The sequence below is a fragment of the Streptomyces sp. NBC_01235 genome, from assembly GCF_035989285.1.
GTDB lineage: Bacteria > Actinomycetota > Actinomycetes > Streptomycetales > Streptomycetaceae > Streptomyces.
Map to the genome: position 1 here is coordinate 7346657 of NZ_CP108513.1, position 19870 is coordinate 7366526.

Genomic DNA, 19870 nt, shown 5'->3' on the forward strand with positions numbered 1-19870 from the left:
ACAGGGGCCCGCCTTATGCCTCCGCCACCGCCCCCTCCGCGTCCAAGGCCTCCAGGACTTCCTCCGGGAGGAACCCGGGCAGCCACTCCTCCAGTTCCTCACGCAGCCGCACCGTCGCGCCGAGCTGGCACAGCACGCCGATCGTGCTGAGTGTCACCCGGTGTATCAGCAGATAGGCCGGCGGAAGGTTGAGCTGCTTGCCCAGCTGATGGGCGGGGGAGCGGGGGTCGGCGATCCGGGCCGCCTGACTGCGCATCCAGCCGCGGGTGAAGGTGAACTCCTCCACCCCGGCCGGCTCGATGATCGGCAGGAGGTAGTCGAGGACCGCGTCGGGATCCAGGTCGATGGAGTCCTTGACGAAGCCCTCCGTGCACAGGAGTTCGTAGACCGACTCCGCCTCACCGTCCAGGGTCATGCGCAGGGAGCGGCCGATCGTGTCCGGCAGGCCGCCCGGGAGCCGATCCACCGTGCCGAAGTCCAGGACGCCGAGCCGCCAGTCGTCCTCGCCGTCCGGGCCGCCGGGCAGGAGGCGGAAGTTGCCGGGGTGCGGGTCGGCGTGGAGCAGGCCGGTGCGGGCCGGACCGGAGAAGAGGAAACAGGACAACAGCTGACCGGCGCGGCTGCGCTGCTCAGGGGTGCCGTCGGAGATCACCTCGGACATGGGCACGCCGTCGATCCACTCGGTGATCAGCACCTGGTCGCACTGGTGGACCACCGCCGGGACCACCACGTCGGGATCGTCGGCGAACTCCTCCGCATGGGCCTGCTGGGCCTGCGCCTCCAGGCTGTAGTCGAGTTCCTCGGAGACCCGGTCCCGGAGCTCGGAGATCAGCGGCTTGACGTCCATCCCCGGGATGAGCGGGCCCAACAGGCGGGCGAAGCGACTGAGTTGGTTCAGGTCGGACAGCAGGGCCTCACCGGCCCCGGGGTACTGGACCTTGACCGCGACCTCCCGGCCGTCGTGCCACACCCCTCGGTGCACCTGGCCGATCGAGGCCGCCGCGGCCGGCTTGTCGTCGAACTCCAGGAACAGCTCGGGCCAGTCCTCGCCGAGGCGGTCCGCGAGCACGGAGTGCACCGTGCGGGTCGGCATCGGTGGCGCCGCGTCCTGGAGTTTGGTGAGGGCCGCGCGGTAGGGGCCGGCGACCTCCTCGGGGAGGGCCGACTCGAAGACGGACAGGGCCTGCCCGAACTTCATCGCGCCCCCCTTCAGCTCGCCCAGCACCTTGAAGAGCTGTTCGGCGGTGCGCTGCTGCAGCTCGCGGCCGACGATCTCCGCGGACTCGCCCACGATCCGCTTGCCCAGACCCCAGGTCGCCCGTCCGGCGAAGCCGAGCGGGAGCGCGGCGAGCTTGGCGGTCCGGGTGACCGCCTTCCGGGGAAGATCAGACATGCGCCCTCCAGGTCCCAGAAAGCCGCGCCGCGTCCGTCGTACGGCGTAACTCCTTCGAATGTCGATGCTCTGCCATTGTCGCGTGCGATCCCTCGTCTCCGGAGGTGTGTTCCCGCTTACCTTTCTCCGCGGCTGCGCACGAGCAGGCGGAGTGGGGCCATACCGGACGCGCGTGCCACTGGAGGGCGGGGACGGAGGCCTCCCAGCGGGCCCCCGCGCTCGACGGGGTCCGGCCGTCCAGGAAGGTGAGCGCGTGGGCTGCCGCCAGCCCGGCGACCGTCGTGGCCAGCGTCAGATCGCAGGCGAGCGCCGCGCGTTTCCTCCCGGAGTGCCACTGGGCGACCAGCCGTGGCCAGGCCGGGTCCCGGTCGGTGCGCGCCTGCTGCAGACAACCGGCGCAACCCGTCTCACCCGGCAGCACGAGCGGTCCGACGACGCCCGTTGCCTCCACGACCCCTGCATAGAGGTGCGGTGTGCCCGAGGCGATGAGGGGCTCCGCCGCCGAGGCAGCGGGTGCGTGCACGGACACGTCGTCCCGTGGGGCGAGGATCACCAGGGAGAAGCCGGGCGTGTCCGCCTCGGCCGGTGAACTCGAGCTTCTGCGGGGCGCGCGGTCAGGGGCGGCCCGGCGCACGGCGCGGCGGGCGGCCTCGTCCCGACGCTCGCCGACCGCCTCGGCGGGCAGGCCGCCCGGCGCGACGTCCTCCGGTTCCACCCGGCCTCCGTCACGCACGTCCACCTCGCCGATCCCCGCACCCGACAGCAGCGCCGCCAGCACCGCGCCGACCCGGCCCGCGCCGCGCACCTGGACCCTCAGCCGGCGTCGGGCCGTCAGATGCTCGACCGCGTCTCCCGGTTCCGAGGTGACGAGGGACAGCGCGGCGAGGTCGGGGCGCAGCCGGTCCAGGACCTCCTTCTTCTGCCGCAGGGCAGTGGCTTCCGGCCCGCCGCCGCGCGCGTCGTCGAGCAGTCCCGCCCGTGCCAGCCGCTCCACCAGCCGGTCGACGTGACCGTCGGGCAGGTCCATGCGGCGGCCCTCCTCGCGCAGCAGCGCGAGCCCGCGCGTTCCGTCCAGCAGGTCGAGGAAGCTGCCCGTGGCCGTGTCCACCGGGCCGAGCGTCAGCGCGTGCGCCGGAGTCATTCCGAACTGCACCGTGTTGAGGTCACGCCAGCCGCGCCGCAGCGCGGGTTTCACCATCGGATGCATCAAAGGCCCCCGTATGCCTGGAAACTCCCCGTCACGTCGGCGGAACGGGGGCGTGGGGTCGTCCTCGCTCCGCCGACGAGTGCCAGCATGCCCGGACCCGCCGGAGCGTGCCGAAAGTTGTCCACAGGCAGGGGCATTCATCGTACAAATCCGTCGTACGAGGCAAACGCGGCGGACGAGATCGGAACCGAACCGTCCCGGGGTCGGGACTTCCCCCGTGTGCAGCGGGTAACGTCGGGGCGTGCCCGCCGACCCACTGCACCGCGCCGGAATGCCACAGCGGAAGCCGACGAGCCAGCCGCCGAGCGGCTCGGGGGTGAGCGCAATCGAGGTCCGCAGGAGCGCCCGTCGACGTCGGACGGTCTCCGCGTACCGCGAGGGCGATCGCACCATCGTGCTCATCCCTGCCCGGATGTCCGAGGCCGAGGAGCAACGCTGGGTGAGCGTCATGCTCGACAAACTCGCCGCCCAGGAGAGCCGACGGGTGCCCGGCGACGCCGAGTTGGCCGAGCGCGCCGAGCGGCTGTCGGCCCAGTGCTTCGGCGGCCGGGCCCGGCCCGCCTCGGTCCGTTGGGTGACCAACCAGAACACCCGTTGGGGCTCCTGCACACCGGCCGAGGGCAGTATCCGCCTGTCGCACCGCCTCAAGGGCATGCCCGAGTACGTCATCGACTACGTCCTCGCCCACGAGCTCGCGCATCTGCTCGTGCCAGGCCACGGCCCGGATTTCTGGCGGCTGTTGGAGGCGTACCCGCGCACCGAGCGTGCCCGTGGCTATCTGGAGGGCGTCGTCGCGGCCGAACGGCTGCCCCACCCGCCCGGCGCACGCGGGGAGTGACCTGCGGCGCGCGCGGAGTGAACCCGTCGGACATCACGCGACGCGGGTTGTGTACCGGGTCTGTACCGACATCGTGCGTTGTCAGACTTTGACGTTAGCCTGTCGCGACGCACTCGCAATCGGGATGGGGGACGGTCGTTACGCATGCCCAGGGAATTCCAGCGCGGCCACAAGGCCAGGATCAGTGACCTCACCGCGGGCACCGATCTGTACGTAGGCGTGCAGATCGCCGGTCCCGGTCTGACCTTCGACATCAGCTGCTTCGGCCTCGACGCCGACGAGCGACTTTCGGACGACCGGTACTTCGTCTTCTTCAACCAGCCGAAGTCCCCCGAGGAGTCCATCCAGCTCCTGGGTGCCCAGGCGGGCGACACGGAGTCCTTCCGCATCACTTTGGACCGGATCCCGCCGCAGATCCGGAAGCTGTCCTTCACGGCGACCCTCGACGGCGCCGGGCAGATGTCGCAGATCGGCCCCGGCCATCTCCGCATCGTCGCGGGCGGCGAGGAAGTGGCCCGCTACGCGTTCAACGGCTCGGAGTTCACCACCGAGCGGGCCGTGATGCTGGGCGACTTCTACCTGAAGGACGTGTGGCGGTTCGCGGCCGTCGGGCAGGGCTTCGACGGCGGCCTGGACGCGCTGCTGAAGAACTTCGGCGGCGAGGTCGCCGAGGAGGAGGCGCCCGCGGCGCCGCAGCAGCCGCAGGCCGGTGCCGCCGCTCCCGGCTTCGCTCCGCCCGCGTTCGGCGCACCGTCCGCGCCCGCCCCGGCACCGCAGCCGCAACCCGCGCAGGGGTTCGCGCCCCCGCCCGGTGCGACCCCGCCGCCCGCCCCGGCCCCCGCGCCCTCGGTGCACGTCGCGCCGACCATCGTCGCGCCGCTGGCCCCGCCCGGCGGCGGCCAGGTCCCGCCGCCCGCCCCGGCCCCGGCTCCCTACGGTCAGCCGCCCCAGCAGCAGCCGTACGGTCAGCCCCCCGCGCCGGCCGTGCCCATGCCCCCCGGCTACGGTCAGCAGCCCCAGGCGCCGCAGGCACCGCCCGGTTATGGACAGCCGACCCCGCCGCCCGGCTACGGGCAGCAGCCGCCGTTCGGGCAGGTCCCGGGCCAACAGGCGTACGGCGTCCCGCAGGGCGCGCCCCAGGGCGGCGCCGGTGTGGCCGCCGCGCTCCAGCAGTTCAAGGAGACGCCCACCGGACAGCGCTGGACGCAGCAGAACAAGAAGCTGGTCCGCGTCGACCTCGGCGTCGGCGGCCAGCCCGTGCTCGCCCGGCAGGGCAGCATGGTCCTCTACCAGGGCAAGGTCGACTTCAGCTACAAGGGCGCCGGGTTCGCCGGCCGGATCGTGGGCAACGCGACCGGCCAGGAGATGCAGCTGATGCGCTGTACCGGCCAGGGACAAGTCTTTCTCGCCGAGAACTCCACGATGCTGCACCCCATCGAACTCCAGGGCGACGGCATCTGCGTCTCCGCGGAGAACGTCCTCGCCTTCGACGAGAGCCTCCAGTACGAGGTCCGTCGCATCGAAGGGCACGGCATCCCCGGCGGAGCCCTGTTCACCATGCAGTTCACGGGCACAGGCACGATCGTCGTGAAGACGCACGGCACGCCCGTCGTCCTGCCGGTCACCCCCACCACGTTCGCCGACTGCAACGCCGTCGTCGCCTGGTCGTCCGCTTCCCAGGTGGTCGTCTCCAGCCAGGTACGGATGCGCCGCAACGCCTACCCCGGCGACACCGGTGAGAGCGTCAACCTCCAGTTCCGGGGCGCTCCCGGCAACTTCATCGTCGTCCAGCCGTACGAGGTCTGAGGGAGCCCGTCATGAATCAGCCGCTCGCGGGCTATGCCCCCGCACCCGTCACCGCGCGCATGGAGAACCACGGCAACCACATGCTGAAGGTCGCCATGCAGACCGGGAACGACCTCTTCGCGCGCGTGGGCTCGATGGTCGCCTACGAAGGCTTCGTCCAGTACGAGCCCAACCCGCCGGCCGTGCGCCAGATCGCGCGCGACTGGATGACCGGCGAGGGCGCGCCCCTGATGAAGTGCACCGGCGACGGCCTGCTCTATCTCGCCGACTACGGGGCGAACGTCGTCGTCATCAACCTCAACGGCGACGGCATCTCCGTCAACGCCACCAACCTGCTCGCCTTCGACGCGCATCTCACGTGGGGCGTCGAACGCGTCAAGGGGCTCGCGAAGTTCGCCGGGCAGGGCCTGTGGAACACCAAGATCTCCGGGCAGGGCTGGGTCGCGCTGACCTCCCGGGGCAAGCCGATCGTCGTCGACTGCGGCGGCGGCGAGGACGAGACCTACGTCGACCCCGACGCGCTCGTCGCCTGGTCGCCGAACCTCAAGGTGAAGGGCAAGCGCAGCTTCAAGGCGCAGTCGCTCATCGGCCGGGGCAGCGGCGAGGCCTACCAGATGGCCTTCTCCGGCCAGGGCATCGTCGTCGTCCAGCCCAGCGAGGACAGCACGGACCGCCTTCGGGTCCGGGGCTGAGGGGGAGCCAGAAACGCCATGCAGAGCCCACTTTTCGCGCACAACGACTCGCAGACCCAGGAACGCTGGAGTCTGCAGAACAAGCAGATGCTCCGGGTCACTCTGGAGGGCCACGACGACATCCTCGCCCGGAAGGGCACGATGGTCGCCTACCAGGGCCTGATGGAGTTCGACGCCGAGTACCAGAGCAACCAGCAGGGACGCGCGCGTGCGTACACGGGCGAGGGCCTGGACCTGATGCGCTGCCACGGGCAGGGCACGGTCTACCTCGCCAACCTCGCCCAGCACGTCCACCTCATGGATGTGGAGCAGGACGGGCTGACCGTCGACGGCAGCTACGTGCTGGCCATGGACTCCTCGCTGCACTACGACGTCATCGCCGTCGACAGTCAGTACGGCATCTCCGGCTCCGGGAAGTACCAGCTCAACATCACCGGCCGCGGCAGGGTCGCCCTGATGACCTCGGGTGCACCCCTGATGATGCAGGTCACGCCCGACAAGTACGTCAACTGCGACGCCGACGCGATCGTCGCCTGGTCCACCGGGCTGCGGGTGCAGATGCAGGCCCAGACGCACTCCTCCGGGGTGTGGCGCCGGCGTGGCAACACCGGTGAGGGCTGGGAGCTCAGCTTCATGGGCACCGGCTACGCGCTCGTCCAGCCCAGCGAGCTGCTGCCGCCGCAGAACGCGGCGATCGGCTCCGGTCTGGCCGCCCAGTACGGCATGGGGCAGCACGGGGCGCGCGGACAGAACCAGGGCAACGTCTGGAGCTGACCGTCCGGAAAGCAGACGTAAGGGGCGGCCACCTGGAAGGTCGCCCCTTACCCGTTCCGGCTCACAGCCGCGTGCGGGTCGCTTCCAGCAGCCGTACGACCGACTCGTCGGCGACTCCCGCCACCTCGGCGTACGAGAACCAGCGCAGGTCGAGCGACTCCTCGCTGATGGCCTCCACGGCCCCGGCCGGAGCGAGCGCCGCGTACTGGACGTCGTAGTGCCAGGCGCACGGCGTGAGATGCCGGTCCAGGCGTACCGGGCCGCCGGGCAGCAGGGTCAGTCCCGGGACGCCCGACTCCTCGGTCCCCTCCCGCAGGGCGGCGGCCGACAGTGTCTCGTCGACCGGCTCGCAGTGGCCGCCCGTCTGAAGCCACATGCGCAGCTTCTTGTGGAGCGTGAGCAGCACCCGCCCGTGCTCCGGGTCGATCACCAGCGCGCTCGCCGTGATGTGTCCGTCCCCGCATGCCTTCCACATGCCGTCGGGATGCGCCCCGAGATGGTCCAGATAGGTCTGGCGCAGCTCTTCCTGGCCCTCGTACCCCTTCAGGACGAGGACCGCGTCGTCGTACAGGCTCACTCGGTGTCGTCGCCCCTGGAGTCGTTCTCGGAGTCGTTCTCGCCGTCGTCCTTCTTCAGGTTCGGCTTCTCGTCGAAACCGCCGCTCGCCGCCTCGCCGAGCATCTTGTCCAGCTCGGAGAAGTCCATGTGCTCGCGGTGCACGAAGCCGTCCGGGTCGTCCAGGTCGGAGGCCGTGGGCAGCATGTCCGGGTGGGCCCACAGGGCGTCACGGCCGTCGACCCCGCGCGCGTCCGTCAGCGAGGCCCACAGGCGGGAGGCGTCGCGCAGGCGGCGCGGGCGCAGTTCCAGGCCGATCAGCGTCGCGAACGTCTGCTCCGCCGGACCGCCCGTGGCGCGGCGGCGGCGCAGCGTCTCGCGCAGGGCGTCCGCGGACGTCAGGCGCGGCTTCGCGGCCGCGTGCACCACTGCGTCCACCCAGCCCTCGACGAGCGCCAGGGCCGTCTCCAGACGGGCCAGGGCGGCCTTCTGCTCGGGGGTGTCCTCCGGCTGGAACATGCCCTGCTGGAGCGCGTCCTGCAGCTGCTCGGGGTTCTGCGGGTCGAACTGACCGACCACGTCCTCCAGCTTGGCCGTGTCGACCTTGATCCCGCGCGCGTAGCCCTCGACCGCGCCGAACAGGTGCGAGCGCAGCCACGGCACATGCGCGAACAGACGCTGGTGGGCGGCCTCGCGCAGCGCGAGGTAGAGCCGCACCTCGTCCTTCGCCACGCCCAGGTCCTTGCCGAACGCCTCGATGTTCACCGGCAGCAGCGCCGCGCGCCCGGCCGGTCCCAGCGGCAGACCGATGTCGGTCGAGCCGACGACCTCGCCCGCGAGCACGCCCACGGCCTGGCCGATCTGCGAGCCGAACATCGCGCCGCCCATGGAGCGCATCATGCCGATCAGCGGGCCGGCCATGGCCTGCATCTCCTCCGGCAGGACATCGCCCATCGCCGCGCCGACGCGCTCGGCGACCGGGTCGACGAGCTCCTTCCACGCGGGCAGGGTCGCCTCGACCCACTCCGCGCGGGACCACGCCACCGCCGAACCGGCGCCGGACGGCAGGGACGTCGCGTCGTCCAGCCACAGGTCGGCCAGGCGGACGGCCTCCTGGACCGCGGTGCGCTCGGAGGGGCCGACGCTCGCGTCCTTCACGCCGTCGGAGGTGCCCTGGGAGACCGTCTGGCGGGCGATCTCCTTGGCCATGTCCCAGTTCACCGGGCCGCCCTCGTAGGAGAGCATCTGGCCCAGCTGCTGGAACGCGGCGCCCAGGTCGTTGGGGTTCAGCGAGCCGAACATCGCGGCGAGGGGATTGTCCGCGCCGGGGCCGCCAAAGCCTCCGGCGCCGGGCAGCCCGCCGAAACCGAACGGGTTGGCCGGTCCCTGACCACCGCCGCCCTGCGGGTCCTTCTTCTTGCCCTCGTCGCCGTCTTCCGGCTCCTCCGGCGGAAGGCCGAATCCGAATGGGGTGTCACTCACGGGGTTCCTCGGCTGGTAAGGCCACCGGTTATCGGCCGGCGGCGACTGCCCTGCAACACCACCCAGCGTAGACACCCCGGCTCGATCGGGCCTCGGTGCTTCGCCGACTCCTGGCCTGCGGCAGGATGGATGCCACTGGTACGTACGCGTCACTCGCGCCCGTATGCCAAGACAACCGCTGGAGACACCTGGTGAGTTCCCCAGATCCGCAGGTTCGCGCAGCGCGAAACCACTCAACCCCGGGCGGCGGGCGCGGGCCCGTAGTCGCCGTGACCGGCGCCGCGACCGGCGTCGGCGCGCTGCTCACCGAGCGGCTCGCCGCGTCCGAGGAGGTCAAGCAGGTCGTCGCCATCGATGAGCGGCGGGGCGAGTGCGACGCGGCGCAGTGGAACATCCTCGATGTTCGGGACCCGGCGATCGCCGAGAAGCTGCGCGGGGCGGACGTCGTCGTCCACCTCGCGCTCGACCTCGACCTGGGGAGTGACGCCGCCGCCCGGACGGCCTACAACGTGCGAGGTACCCAGACCGTGCTGACGGCCGCCGCGGCGGCCGGGGTGCACCGCGTCGTGCTGTGCACCTCCGCGATGGTCTACGGAGCGCTGGAGGACAACGAGCTGCCGCTCTCGGAGGACGCGGAGCTGCGGGCGACGGCGGAGGCGACCGGCGTCGGCGACCTCCTGGAAATCGAACGGCTCGCCCGGCGCGCGCCCCGGGCGCATCCGGGGCTCAACGTGACCGTGGTGCGGCCCGCGGTGCTGGTCGGGGGTACGGACACCGCGCTGACGCGGTACTTCGAGTCACCGCGGTTGCTGGTCGTCACCGGATCGCGGCCGGCCTGGCAGTTCTGCCACGTCGAGGACCTGGTGAGCGCTCTGGAGTACGCCGTCCTGGAGAAGATCGACGGGGAACTGGCCGTCGGCTGCGACGGGTGGCTGGAGCAGGAGGAGGTCGAGGAGCTCAGCGGGATCCGGCGGATGGAGCTGCCGTCGGCGGTCGCGCTGGGCGCCGCCGCCCGGCTGCACCGGATCGGTCTGACGCCGTCTCCGGCGGGCGACCTGGCGTACACGATGTACCCCTGGGTGGTGAGCGGGAGCCGGCTGCACGACGCCGGGTGGCGGCCGCAGTGGACCAACGAGGAGGTTCTCGCGGAGCTGCTGGAGGAGGTGGCCGGGCGGCACACGGTTGTCGGCCGGCGGCTGGGGCGGAAGGACGCGACGGCCGCGGGCGCGGCGGGGGCGACGGTCGCTCTCCTGGGTGCGGCGGCTGTGGTGCGGCGGGCCCGCAAGGCTCGGCGTCGGTGAGTGTGGGGGGCGTGGGGTTGGGCGACCTGTTTTTCGCCCCCCCGGCCTCTACCGGTTCCCGCCTCTACCGGTTCCCGCCTCTACCGGTTCCCGCCTCTAGCGGTTCCCGCCCCTACTGGTGCTCGCCCCTACCGGTTCCCGCCCCTGGGGCTGACGCCCTCAGGGACCCACTTCGGCCTCTGAGGGCCTCGTCCTCAAACGCCGGACGGGCTGAATCTGTACGTCGCTCCCAAGCGGTACGCGCGTGTGCCGGGTGATCACGCCATTTCGCGTGCCTCCCGGCGTGCGGCACGATGGGGGTATGGCAGCCACCAACGACCATCCCGGCGAGCAGGCAGCGCAGGATCCCATCAAGCTGATCGCCGTTCGTGACATGGCGCTCTCCCTGGACGAGGTCTTCAAGGCCGTCGGGGACGACGCGGCCGGTGGGACGGCGCTGTTCGTGGGCACCGTGCGCAACCACGACGGGGGCGCCGACGTCGACGCGCTCGGGTACTCCTGCCATCCCGGCGCCGAGGCGGAGATGCGGCGGATCGCGGAGAAGGTCGTCGCCGAGTACCCGGTGCGGGCGCTGGCCGCGGTGCACCGGATCGGGGACCTCCGGGTCGGTGATCTCGCCGTCGTCGTCGCCGTGTCGTGTCCGCACCGCGGGGAGGCCTTCGAGGCCTGCAGGAAGCTGATCGACGACCTCAAGCACGAGGTGCCCATCTGGAAGCACCAGAAGTTTTCCGATGGCACCGAGGAGTGGGTCGGGGCCTGCTGAGCCCGTCGCGCCCTGCGACGACCCGCCCGCCACGCCCCGCGACCACCCGTCCGGTTGCGTAACCGGCCCCCTGCCGTGAGCGTTGTCCGTGCAGAGGGTTAATCTGCTGATCAGTCAGTTGCGGTGGCTTGTTGGGGTTGGGAGGTCGACATGGCGGCGCTCGCCTGGTTGCTGATTCCGCTTGTCGCCGCGATCGGCGCCGGTCTGTGGGGCAGTTGGGCCAACCGGACCCGGAAGTCCCGCGGCGACGGCCCTGAGCTGGACGGATACGCCCGCTTCCGCGCGGCCATGGAGAAGCCCCACTCGCGTACGTGACCCGGGTGGCAGCCCTGACGGTGCGCTGACAGAAGCGTCCCGTACTGTCGAGGCATGCCACGCCGCACCGCGACGATGCTCGCCTCCACCCTGATGCTGATCGCGCTCCTGTGCGCGGGAGTACTCATCCCCGTGCCGTACGCGGAGATGTCCCCGGGGCCGACGGTGAACACGCTCGGCGACCACGGCGGCGAGCCGGTGCTGCAGATCGCCGGGCGCAAGACCTACGCGACCAGCGGCCACCTGAACATGACCACCGTGCGCGTCACCAGCGCCGACTACCGCATGAACCTCGTCGAGGCCGTCTACGGATGGCTCGCGCACGACAACAAGGTCGTGCCGCACGACACGCTGTACCCGGACGGCAAGACCGAGGAGCAGTCCACCCAGGAGAACGCGGAGGAGTTCAGCCAGTCCCAGGAGAGCGCCAAGGTCGCCGCCCTGAAGGAGCTGGACATCCCGGTGACGTCCTGGGTGATCGTCTCGACCGTCGTGAAGGGGTCCCCGGCGGAGGGCAGGCTGCACGCCGGTGACGTGATCAAGGCCGTGGACGGCACCGCGGTGAAGGAGCCGGGTGACGTGGCGAAGCTGGTGACCAAGCACAAGCCGGGGGAGAAGGTCGTCTTCCGGATCGTCCCGGCGAAGGAGCAGGCGGCCGCCGAGAAGGCGAACAAGGCGGCGACCAAGACCCAGGACGTCACCATCACCACCGCGACCTCCGACGACACCGGCACGAAGCGGGCCATCGTCGGGATCTCGGCCGGGACGGACCACACCTTCCCGTTCACCATCGACATCAAGCTCGCCGACGTCGGCGGGCCCAGCGCCGGTCTGATGTTCGCGCTCGGCATCTACGACAAGCTCACCCCGGGCAACCTCACCGGCGGCAAGTTCGTCGCCGGCACCGGGACCATCGACGACGCCGGCAAGGTCGGGCCGATCGGCGGCATCGAGATGAAGACCGTCGGCGCGCGCAGTCAGGGCGCCCAGTACTTCCTGACGCCCGCGGACAACTGCGCGGCCGCCGCCAAGGACACCCCCTCGGGGCTCAGGCTCGTCAAGGTGAACACCATCGACGACGCCCTCACCGCCCTCAAGGACATCCGCAGCGGCGACACCGCCGACCTGCCCAAGTGCACGACGAAGTAGCCGAGTAGCCGGGAGCTGCTCCGCGAAGCCGGGAGCTACTCCGCGAAGGTCGCCGACAGCGCCTCCGCCAAGCCCGGCACCAGGCCCGCGCCCGTGAGGACCTCCGTCGGGGCGTCCTTCTCGCGCAGGCGCAGGGCCGAGTCGCGGGTGCCGTCGCGCAGGACGCCGACCGTCATCCGGACCTCCTGGCGGTCGGGATGGTCCGCGACCCACTTCGTGAGCTTCGCCCCGCTCAGGCCCTGCGGGACCTGGGCCTCGGCGGACGGGGGCAGCATCAGGCGCTCCACGGTGAGGGCGCAGCCGACCACGGCGTCGGGCCACGCGATCGTGGCGAGGAACTCGTCGAGCGGCTTGTCCGTTGGCACTTCGTCCTGCTCGATCGGGGTGAGACCGGTGGTCTCGGGCTCGTCCTGAAGGCCGAGCTGGGCGGCGAGCGAGGGTTCCTGGGCTCGCAGCCGAGCGGTGTCTACGAGGGCGAAAAGGCGGGCGGGCTGGTCCCAGCCGAGGCCGGAGGCGTACTCGTCGATCTCAAGTACGGCCCGGGTGAGCGGGCTCGCCGCCATGGGAGTGTTGGACATGGTCACAATCCTCTCTCGTTCCTGGCCGGAATCGGGAACCGAGTAAACGGTGAGTAAGTTGCATAGGTGTGGGCCCACGATCACGGGGGGCCACGAACGGTCCACGAACACGCGGGCCTGACGGATCAACGCGACTTTCGAGGTGCGCACCTTGGCTTTCCAGATGCCGGACCGCGGCGGAGGCCCCACAGGGCCGCGGATCAGAGTGGGCCGCCCGTCCCGGCGCGTCCGCACCCTGCTCATGACGCTGGGCGTCCTTGCCGTACTCGGCATGGCGTTCACCATGTTCGCGGGGTTCTGGACGGACTGGCTCTGGTACCGCTCCGTGAAGTACTCGTCGGTCTTCACCGCCATGCTGTGGACCAAGATCGGGCTGTTCTTCGTCTTCGGCCTGCTGATGGCCCTCGCGGTCGGCTTCAACATCTGGCTTGCCCACCGGCTGCGGCCGCCGCTGAGCGCGATGTCGGTCGAGCAGCAGAGCCTGGACCGCTACCGCATGGGCATCGCACCGTACAAGACATGGCTGCTGCTCGGCATCACCGCCCTGGTCGGCCTCATCGCCGGCGCCTCCGCGGCAGGCCAGTGGCGGACGTGGCTGATGTGGGTCAACGGTGTGTCCTTCGGCCAGAAGGACCCGCAGTTCCACCTCGACGTCTCCTTCTTCGCCTTCGACCTGCCCTGGTACCGGTTCCTGCTCGGCTTCGGCTTCGCCGCCACGATCCTCTCCCTGATCGCCGCCGCGCTCACCCACTACCTGTACGGCGGGCTGCGCGTCACCAGCCCGGGCGCGCGCGCCACCGCCGCGGCCACCGGACATCTGTCCGTGCTGCTGGGCATCTTCGTCACGTTGAAGGCGGTCGCCTACTGGCTCGACCGCTACGGCCTGGCGGTGAAGTCCAGCGACTTCAAGGCGACGGACAACTGGACGGGCCTGAGGTACGTCGACGCCAACGCCTACCTGCCGGCCAAGACGATCCTGTTCTGCATCGCCGTCATCTGCGCCTTGCTGTTCTTCGCCACCCTGTGGCGGCGCACCTGGCAGCTGCCCGTGATCGGCTTCGGCCTGATGGTGCTCTCGGCGATCCTCATCGGCGGGCTGTACCCGGCGATCGTCCAGAAGTTCCAGGTCCAGCCGAACGAGCAGGCCAAGGAAGCCCCGTACGTCGAGAAGAACCTCAAGGCGACACGTGAGGCGTACGGCATCGACGGCGCGCAGGTCACCGAGTACTCGGGCACCAGCACCACCAAGGACAAGACGACGCTGCGCGACGACGTCGACGCCACCGCGAGCATCCGTGTCCTGGACCCGAACATCGTCTCCCCGACGTACCAGCAGCTCCAACAGATGCGGAAGTACTACGCGTTCCCGACCAACCTGGACGTGGACCGCTACAACGTGAAGGGCACCGATGAGGACACCGTCATCGGTCTGCGCGAGCTGAACCTCGCGGGCGTGGACAAGCAGAACTGGATCAACAACCACTTCCGCTACACCCACGGTTACGGCGTGGTCGCCGCCAAGGGCACCACCTCCGACGCCGAAGGCCGCCCCGTCTTCACCGAGTCCAACCTGCCCTCCGAGGGCGAGCTCGGCACGTACGAGCAGCGGGTGTACTACGGGGAGAAGACGACCACGTACTCGATCGTCGGCGGTCCCCAGAAGGAGATCGACTACTCCGACGACGCGGGTGAGAAGACCACCAGTTACACCGGCAAGAGCGGGGTCAACCTCTCCAACCCGGTCAACCGGGCCGCGTACGCGGTGGCGTTCGGCGAGCCGCAGATCCTGTACTCCGGTGCCATCGGCGACGGTTCGCGGATTCTGTACAACCGCACGCCCAAGGAGCGCGTCGAAGCGGTCGCCCCGTGGCTGACCATCGACGGTGACGCCTACCCGGCCGTGGTCGACGGCAAGATCCAGTGGATCGTCGACGCGTACACGACGACGAACGGCTACCCGTACGCCTCCCGTACGACCCTCGGGGACACCACGGCCGACTCGCTGACGGCGACCAACGACAACCGCGCGGTGGTGGCCCAGCAGAACCAGGTCAACTACATCCGCAACTCGGTGAAGGCGACCGTCGACGCGTACACGGGCGACGTCAAGCTCTACCAGTGGGACACCCAGGACCCGGTCCTGAAGACCTGGATGAAGGCTTTCCCCGGCACGGTGAAGTCCAAGTCGTCCATCTCGGACGCGCTGATGGCCCATCTCCGGTACCCGCAGGACCTGTTCAAGGTCCAGCGCGAGTTGCTCACCCGCTACCACGTAAAGGACGCGACGACGTTCCTCAGCGGCAGCGAGGTGTGGCAGGTGCCGGACGACCCGTCCAACAAGTCGGGTGACGCGGTGCCTCCGTACTACCTGAGCATGAAGATGCCCGACCAGAAGGCTCAGGCGTTCTCGCTGACGACGACGTTCACGCCCAACGGCCGGGACAACCTCAGCGCGTTCATGGCGGTCGACTCCGAGGCGGGTACCCCCGACTACGGCAAGATCAGAGTCCTGAAACTGCCGACGAGTACGACCGTGGACGGACCCAAACAGGTCCAGAGCCAGTTCAACTCCGAACAGGACATCGCCGAGTCCATCAGACTCCTGAAGGGCGGCGACTCCGACATCGAGTACGGCAACCTGCTGACGGTGCCACTGGACGGCGGCCTGCTGTACGTGGAGCCCGTCTACGTACGCGGTGGCGGGCTCAAGTACCCGCTGCTGAAGAAGGTGTTGGTGACCTACGGCGGCAACACCGCCTTCGAGGACACCCTGGACGAGGCCCTCAACAAGGTCTTCGGCGCGGAGAGTACGACCCCGCCGCCGACGGACGAGGGCACCGGCACCACCCCACCGCCGACGTCCAGCAACCCGACGGTCCGCCAGGCGCTGGCCGACGCCCAGAAGGCCTTCGACGCCGGCCAGGAGGCGCTGAAGAAGCCCGACTGGGACGCGTACGCCAAGGCGCAGAAGGATCTCGAGGCCGCGCTGAAGCGGGCCGAGGACGCGCAGGCCGAGGCCGACAAGGGCGCCAAGGCGAGCAGCACCCCGAGCCCGAGCGGTTCGGCGAGCCCGAGCGGCGGCTCTGGAACCAGCTCCGGCAGTAAGGCCAGTTCCAGCCCGAGCCCGAGCCCGAGTCCGAGTAGCGGCTGATCATGCCCGCCCCGCGTCGTGATACGGTTGTGGAACACGACGCGGGGTGGAGCAGCTCGGTAGCTCGCTGGGCTCATAACCCAGAGGTCGCAGGTTCAAATCCTGTCCCCGCTACTGAAAACGAAGGCCCGGATCCGGAAACGGATCCGGGCCTTCGTGGTGTGCGAACGCATGTGCCGGGGGAGCGATGGCCGTGCCGCTGTGGGGAGTTGGGAGATCTGTGTTTGACTTGTCTCTCTGTGGGCATGTCGACAAAACGCTGAAGTGACCTTACGGGCCGCGGTATACCAGGTGTACCCGGGTTGCGGGTGGTGCGACGATGGACGTTATGGGGGACAAGGCAACTCTGTTCGAGACAGGGCGATTTGTGCAGCCTTCCGGTGAGGAAGCGACCCCGGTCGAGAGCCGGGACGAGACGGCGGACGCCGTCGAGACGGGGGAGGCCGTCGAGGAGATGCGCCTGCGGCTCGCGGCGGAAGCCGGCGACGCCGAGGCCATGAGTGTCCTCGGGGCCATGCTGCTGCGCCGTGGCGACCTCGACGGAGCCGAGCCCCATCTGCGTACCGCCACCGCGGAGGGCGACCGGGCTGCCGCCAACAACCTGGGTGTCCTCCTCCATCAGCGCGGCTACCCCGACGAGGCCGCCGGCTGGTGGAGGGTCGCCGCCGTCGCCGGCTCCGCCGCGGCCGCGCATGCGCTGGGCCGCCACCGCCGGGAGTGCGGGGACGAGCCGGCCGCCGAGTACTGGCTGCGCCAGTCTGCCGAACAGGGGCACGCGCTGGGCGCGTACGCCCTCGCCGACCTGCTGGAGCACCGCGGGGACCCCGGGGCCGAGCAGTGGATGCGGGCCGCCGCCGAGCGCGGCCACCGGGAAGCCGCGTACCGGCTGGCCCGCGCTCTTGATCACAAGGAGCACGAGGAACACAAGGAGTACCAGGAGCGCAAGGAGAACACGCAGGGCGCGGAGCGCAAGGAGGCCAGGAGTCCCCTCACGGACGGCGGAGCGGACGGGCGCGGCCAGGACAACGGTGTCACCGTGCGGGCGGAGGCCGAGCAGTGGTACCGCCAAGCCGCCGCGCGCGGGCACCGGCGGGCCGCGCTGCACCTCGGCACGATCCTGGAGAAGCGGGGCGAGCTGAAGGAGGCCGGGCGCTGGTACCTGACGTCCGCCAAGGACGGCGAGGCACGGGCCGCCTGCGCGCTCGGATTCCTGCTGCGCGACGCCGGTGACACCGAGAGCGCCGCCATCTGGTGGCTGCGGGCCGCGCAGGACGGCGACGGCAACGCGGCGAACGCCCTGGGCGCGCTGCACGCCGAGCGCGGCCAGACGCAGACCGCCGAGCGGTGGTACCGGGCCGCGATGGACGCAGGGGACGACAACGGCGCCTACAACCTCGCCCTGCTCTGCGCCGAGCAGGGCCGCACCGCGCAGGCGGAGCAGTGGTACCGGCGTGCCGCCTACGCCGGGCACCGGGAGGCGGCCAACGCGCTCGCCATCCTCCTGCTCCAGGGCGGCGACACGGCCGGGGCCGAGCCGTGGTTCTCCAAGGCCGCGGAGGCGGGCAGCGTCGACGCCGCCTTCAACCTCGGGATCCTCTTTGCGGGGCGTGGCGAGGAGAGCGTCGCGCTGCGCTGGTACGAGCGGGCGGCGGCCGCCGGGCACACCGAGGCGGCGCTCCAGGTCGGCATCGCGCGACTGCGGGACGGGGACGAGCAGGAGGCCGAACGGCATCTGCGGTGTGCCGCCGGCGGGGGCAGCGCGGAGGCCGCGTACCGGCTGGCGGCCGTGCTCGACGCGCGGCGGCCGCCGCAGCCCGCGCACGAGCTGGGGGAGATCGTGCACGAGAAGACCGAGTGCGAGGAGTGGTACGAGCGGGCCGCGACGCAGGGGCATCGGCGGGCACAGGTCCGGGTCGGGATGCTGGCCGCCGCGCGGGGTGACGTGGTGGAGGCGGCGCGGTGGTACCGGACGGCCGCGGAGGCCGGATCGCGCAACGGTGCCTTCAATCTCGGGCTGCTGCTCGCGCGGGAGGGGAGTGAGCCCGAGGCTGCCGTGTGGTGGACGCGGGCGGCTGACGCCGGGCATGGGCGGGCGGCGTTGCGGCTGGCCCTGGTCTACGCGCGTCGCGGGGAGCTGGCGGAGGGGCAGCGGTGGGCCGACCGGGCGGTGTCGCTCGGGCCGGGGGAGGTGGCTGAGCGGGCGGCTCGGTTGCGGGACGCGCTGCGGGAAGAACTGTCTGCGTGACGCTGTCGCTCGCACGGTGCCCCTGTGCTTGGACGGTGCCCTGTGCCGAGCGGGGTGGGTGGGAGCCGGTGCCGCAGTCCCGTCCTCTGGGGCTGCCGCCCCCAGACTCCCGCTGTCGGCCGTGAAAGGTCTCGTCCTCAAACGCCGGACGGGTCGAGAGTCGTGACCTGCGAAAGACAGGTGCAGGTAGGCCTCCGGCTTATTGATTTGCCTTTGTCGTCCGCCTTCACGTAACGTTGCATTCAACGGCGCGGGGTGGAGCAGCTCGGTAGCTCGCTGGGCTCATAACCCAGAGGTCGCAGGTTCAAATCCTGTCCCCGCTACTGAAGGCCGAGGGCCGGAATCCGAAAGGGTTCCGGCCCTCAGTCGTGTTCGTGGTCCACCGCTTCCTTCTGCAGGGCGGTGAGGACGTCGGCGGAGTCTTCGTGTGGATCGGGTGCTCATGCCGGCACCCCCTCCCGCCGCGGCAGGTCCCACAGCTCGCCCCTCAGGGCCGTGAACTCGGCGGTCGCGCGGATGCCTCCCGCGCGCGGACGGGGGAAGGACGGGCGGTGTTCGGCGATGATCCAACCCCGTGTTCGGGGGACCGGGAGTTGAGCGAGCGGGAGTTACGCAGCCGCGCAGGCCGGGCAGATCCCGCGGTACGTCACCTCGACGTCCGAGACCGCGAAACCGAAGCGCTCCGAGTCCGGGAGGTCGGCCAGCGGGTTGCCGCTCGGGTGGACGTCCTTGATCGCGCCGCACTGGGCGCACACCAGGTGGTGGTGCGGGCGGTGCGCGTTCGGGTCGTAGCGCTTGGCTCGTTTGTCGGTGGCGACCTCGAGCACCTCGCCGAGGGAGACCAGCTCGCCGAGCGTGTTGTAGACGGTCGCCCGGGAGATCTCGGGAAGCCGGACGACGGCCCTGGAGTGCACCTCGTCGGCGGTCAGGTGGACATGTTCGCCGTCGAGCACCTCGGCCACGACGCGCCGCTGTGCGGTCATACGCCATCCGCGCCCGCGCAGCCGTTCCAGAAGGTCACTCATGAATCCAGCCTAACAGCCGGCCGGACCAGGTCCCGAACGCGTGTGACTTTAGAGCCGTCCTTGAATTGGACTGAGTCCAATGTGGGATCGGGTGTGGCTGGATCGAGGGTGAACCGCCGTTCCTGCTCGCCGGCGGAGCGGGCGGGCCGGGGTCCCCGTGAGGGGGCCCGGCCCGTTCGTGTGCTCAGGCCGGTACCTGCTGCCGTGCCGGTGTCCAGCAGCGGATGATGTCGCGGACCGAGACGATGCCGGCCGGCTCGTCGCGGTCCAGGACGATCAGATGGCGGAAGCCGCCGTGGGCCATGGCCCGGGCCGCCTCCTCCAGGGTCCAGGTCGGGGCGGCGAAGACGACGTCGTTGGTGGTGTGGGCATGGGTGCGTTCGGTGTCCGGGTCCTCGCCCAGGCCGACGGAGTTGAGGATGTCCCGTTCGGTGAGGATGCCGATGCCGCCGGCGTCCGGGTCCAGGACGATGGCCGCGCCGACGCGGCGTGCCGACATCAGGGCGGCGGCCTGACGGAGGGTGTGTGCGGGGCCGATGGTGAGAACCACCGTGCTCATGGCGTCGCGGACGAGCATGGTTCGGAGTCACCTCCAA

Annotated in this window: 17 protein-coding genes and 2 tRNA genes; 12 read left to right on the forward strand and 7 right to left on the reverse strand. The window is 70.6% G+C overall.

The window, feature by feature from the left end:
• Positions 1-13 precede the first annotated feature (13 nt).
• The gene (locus tag OG289_RS33125) at positions 14-1393 is read right to left on the reverse strand and encodes an ABC1 kinase family protein (protein ID WP_327317716.1); all 1380 of its coding nucleotides are present in this window, start codon (positions 1391-1393) and stop codon (positions 14-16) included.
• On the reverse strand, positions 1386-2600 hold the full coding sequence (locus OG289_RS33130) for a TOMM precursor leader peptide-binding protein (protein ID WP_327317717.1): 1215 nt from the start codon (positions 2598-2600) through the stop codon (positions 1386-1388). Before OG289_RS33130 ends, OG289_RS33125 begins: the two co-directional genes overlap by 8 nt.
• 241 nt (positions 2601-2841) lie before the next feature.
• On the opposite strand from OG289_RS33130, the gene OG289_RS33135 reads away from it, so the two are divergent.
• From OG289_RS33135 to OG289_RS33150, 4 genes are all read left to right on the forward strand, one after another.
• The gene (locus OG289_RS33135; protein WP_327317718.1) at positions 2842-3438 is read left to right on the forward strand and encodes a M48 metallopeptidase family protein; all 597 of its coding nucleotides are present in this window, start codon (positions 2842-2844) and stop codon (positions 3436-3438) included.
• A gap of 144 nt (positions 3439-3582) precedes the next feature.
• The gene (locus OG289_RS33140) at positions 3583-5244 is read left to right on the forward strand and encodes a TerD family protein (protein WP_327317719.1); all 1662 of its coding nucleotides are present in this window, start codon (positions 3583-3585) and stop codon (positions 5242-5244) included.
• Positions 5245-5255: 11 nt separating this feature from the next.
• Positions 5256-5936 carry an AIM24 family protein gene (locus tag OG289_RS33145; protein WP_079659796.1) on the forward strand — a complete coding sequence of 227 codons (681 nt, stop codon included), beginning with the start codon at positions 5256-5258 and terminating at the stop codon, positions 5934-5936.
• 18 nt (positions 5937-5954) lie between these two features.
• Positions 5955-6710 (forward strand): AIM24 family protein, encoded by a 756-nt coding sequence (locus OG289_RS33150; RefSeq protein ID WP_079659795.1) that lies wholly within the window; start codon positions 5955-5957, stop codon positions 6708-6710.
• Between the two features lie 61 nt (positions 6711-6771).
• Here OG289_RS33150 and OG289_RS33155 read toward each other — a convergent pair whose 3' ends face one another.
• Entirely contained in the window at positions 6772-7287 is a 516-nt protein-coding gene (locus OG289_RS33155; protein WP_327317720.1) for an NUDIX hydrolase, read from the reverse strand.
• Positions 7284-8747, reverse strand: coding sequence for a zinc-dependent metalloprotease (locus tag OG289_RS33160; RefSeq protein WP_327317721.1), 1464 nt, complete (start codon positions 8745-8747; stop codon positions 7284-7286). The genes OG289_RS33155 and OG289_RS33160 overlap by 4 nt, the downstream gene beginning before the upstream one ends.
• A gap of 191 nt (positions 8748-8938) precedes the next feature.
• Between OG289_RS33160 and OG289_RS33165 the strand changes: the two genes are divergently transcribed.
• From OG289_RS33165 to OG289_RS33180, 4 genes are all read left to right on the forward strand, one after another.
• The gene (locus OG289_RS33165) at positions 8939-10048 is read left to right on the forward strand and encodes an SDR family oxidoreductase (RefSeq protein WP_327317722.1); all 1110 of its coding nucleotides are present in this window, start codon (positions 8939-8941) and stop codon (positions 10046-10048) included.
• A 301-nt stretch (positions 10049-10349) separates the two neighbouring features.
• A complete protein-coding gene (locus tag OG289_RS33170; protein ID WP_327317723.1) occupies positions 10350-10811 on the forward strand; it encodes a molybdenum cofactor biosynthesis protein MoaE in 462 nt (153 codons plus the stop codon).
• A gap of 150 nt (positions 10812-10961) precedes the next feature.
• Positions 10962-11126: a hypothetical protein gene (locus OG289_RS33175; RefSeq protein WP_327317724.1), complete on the forward strand. Its 165-nt coding sequence runs from the start codon at positions 10962-10964 to the stop codon at positions 11124-11126.
• Positions 11127-11180: 54 nt separating this feature from the next.
• A complete protein-coding gene (locus OG289_RS33180; RefSeq protein ID WP_327317725.1) occupies positions 11181-12275 on the forward strand; it encodes a YlbL family protein in 1095 nt (364 codons plus the stop codon).
• Positions 12276-12310: 35 nt separating this feature from the next.
• On the opposite strand, the gene OG289_RS33185 is transcribed toward OG289_RS33180, so the two are convergent.
• Positions 12311-12853 (reverse strand): PPA1309 family protein, encoded by a 543-nt coding sequence (locus tag OG289_RS33185; protein WP_327317726.1) that lies wholly within the window; start codon positions 12851-12853, stop codon positions 12311-12313.
• 163 nt (positions 12854-13016) lie between these two features.
• Between OG289_RS33185 and OG289_RS33190 the strand changes: the two genes are divergently transcribed.
• The 4 genes from OG289_RS33190 to OG289_RS33205 all read left to right on the forward strand — a co-directional run bounded on the left by OG289_RS33190 (position 13017) and on the right by OG289_RS33205 (position 18572).
• Positions 13017-16004, forward strand: a complete 2988-nt coding sequence (locus OG289_RS33190; RefSeq protein ID WP_327320880.1) for a UPF0182 family membrane protein — start codon at positions 13017-13019, stop codon at positions 16002-16004.
• 40 nt (positions 16005-16044) lie between these two features.
• A tRNA-Met gene (locus tag OG289_RS33195) sits at positions 16045-16118 on the forward strand.
• 205 nt (positions 16119-16323) lie between these two features.
• Complete coding sequence (locus OG289_RS33200) at positions 16324-18249, forward strand: tetratricopeptide repeat protein (RefSeq protein ID WP_327317727.1); 1926 nt, start codon at positions 16324-16326, stop codon at positions 18247-18249.
• Between the two features lie 249 nt (positions 18250-18498).
• Positions 18499-18572: transfer RNA gene (locus tag OG289_RS33205), tRNA-Met, on the forward strand.
• Positions 18573-18857: 285 nt separating this feature from the next.
• Here the strand turns inward: OG289_RS33205 and OG289_RS33215 are convergent.
• Both OG289_RS33215 and OG289_RS33220 read right to left on the reverse strand, forming a co-directional pair.
• Entirely contained in the window at positions 18858-19274 is a 417-nt protein-coding gene (locus tag OG289_RS33215; protein WP_327317728.1) for a Fur family transcriptional regulator, read from the reverse strand.
• Between the two features lie 184 nt (positions 19275-19458).
• A complete protein-coding gene (locus OG289_RS33220) occupies positions 19459-19851 on the reverse strand; it encodes a CBS domain-containing protein (RefSeq protein WP_327317729.1) in 393 nt (130 codons plus the stop codon).
• Between the last annotated feature and the right edge of the window lie 19 nt (positions 19852-19870).

Coding starts and splice junctions, on each gene's coding strand:
- OG289_RS33185 (WP_327317726.1), bottom strand. CDS start 12,853: ATGTCCAACACTCCCATGGCGGCGAGCCCGCTCACCCGGGCCGTACTT.
- OG289_RS33130 (WP_327317717.1), bottom strand. CDS start 2,600: ATGCATCCGATGGTGAAACCCGCGCTGCGGCGCGGCTGGCGTGACCTC.
- OG289_RS33170 (WP_327317723.1), top strand. CDS start 10,350: ATGGCAGCCACCAACGACCATCCCGGCGAGCAGGCAGCGCAGGATCCC.
- OG289_RS33180 (WP_327317725.1), top strand. CDS start 11,181: ATGCCACGCCGCACCGCGACGATGCTCGCCTCCACCCTGATGCTGATC.
- OG289_RS33220 (WP_327317729.1), bottom strand. CDS start 19,851: ATGCTCGTCCGCGACGCCATGAGCACGGTGGTTCTCACCATCGGCCCC.
- OG289_RS33125 (WP_327317716.1), bottom strand. CDS start 1,393: ATGTCTGATCTTCCCCGGAAGGCGGTCACCCGGACCGCCAAGCTCGCC.
- OG289_RS33190 (WP_327320880.1), top strand. CDS start 13,017: ATGCCGGACCGCGGCGGAGGCCCCACAGGGCCGCGGATCAGAGTGGGC.
- OG289_RS33150 (WP_079659795.1), top strand. CDS start 5,955: ATGCAGAGCCCACTTTTCGCGCACAACGACTCGCAGACCCAGGAACGC.
- OG289_RS33215 (WP_327317728.1), bottom strand. CDS start 19,274: ATGAGTGACCTTCTGGAACGGCTGCGCGGGCGCGGATGGCGTATGACC.
- OG289_RS33175 (WP_327317724.1), top strand. CDS start 10,962: ATGGCGGCGCTCGCCTGGTTGCTGATTCCGCTTGTCGCCGCGATCGGC.
- OG289_RS33145 (WP_079659796.1), top strand. CDS start 5,256: ATGAATCAGCCGCTCGCGGGCTATGCCCCCGCACCCGTCACCGCGCGC.
- OG289_RS33200 (WP_327317727.1), top strand. CDS start 16,324: ATGGACGTTATGGGGGACAAGGCAACTCTGTTCGAGACAGGGCGATTT.
- OG289_RS33140 (WP_327317719.1), top strand. CDS start 3,583: ATGCCCAGGGAATTCCAGCGCGGCCACAAGGCCAGGATCAGTGACCTC.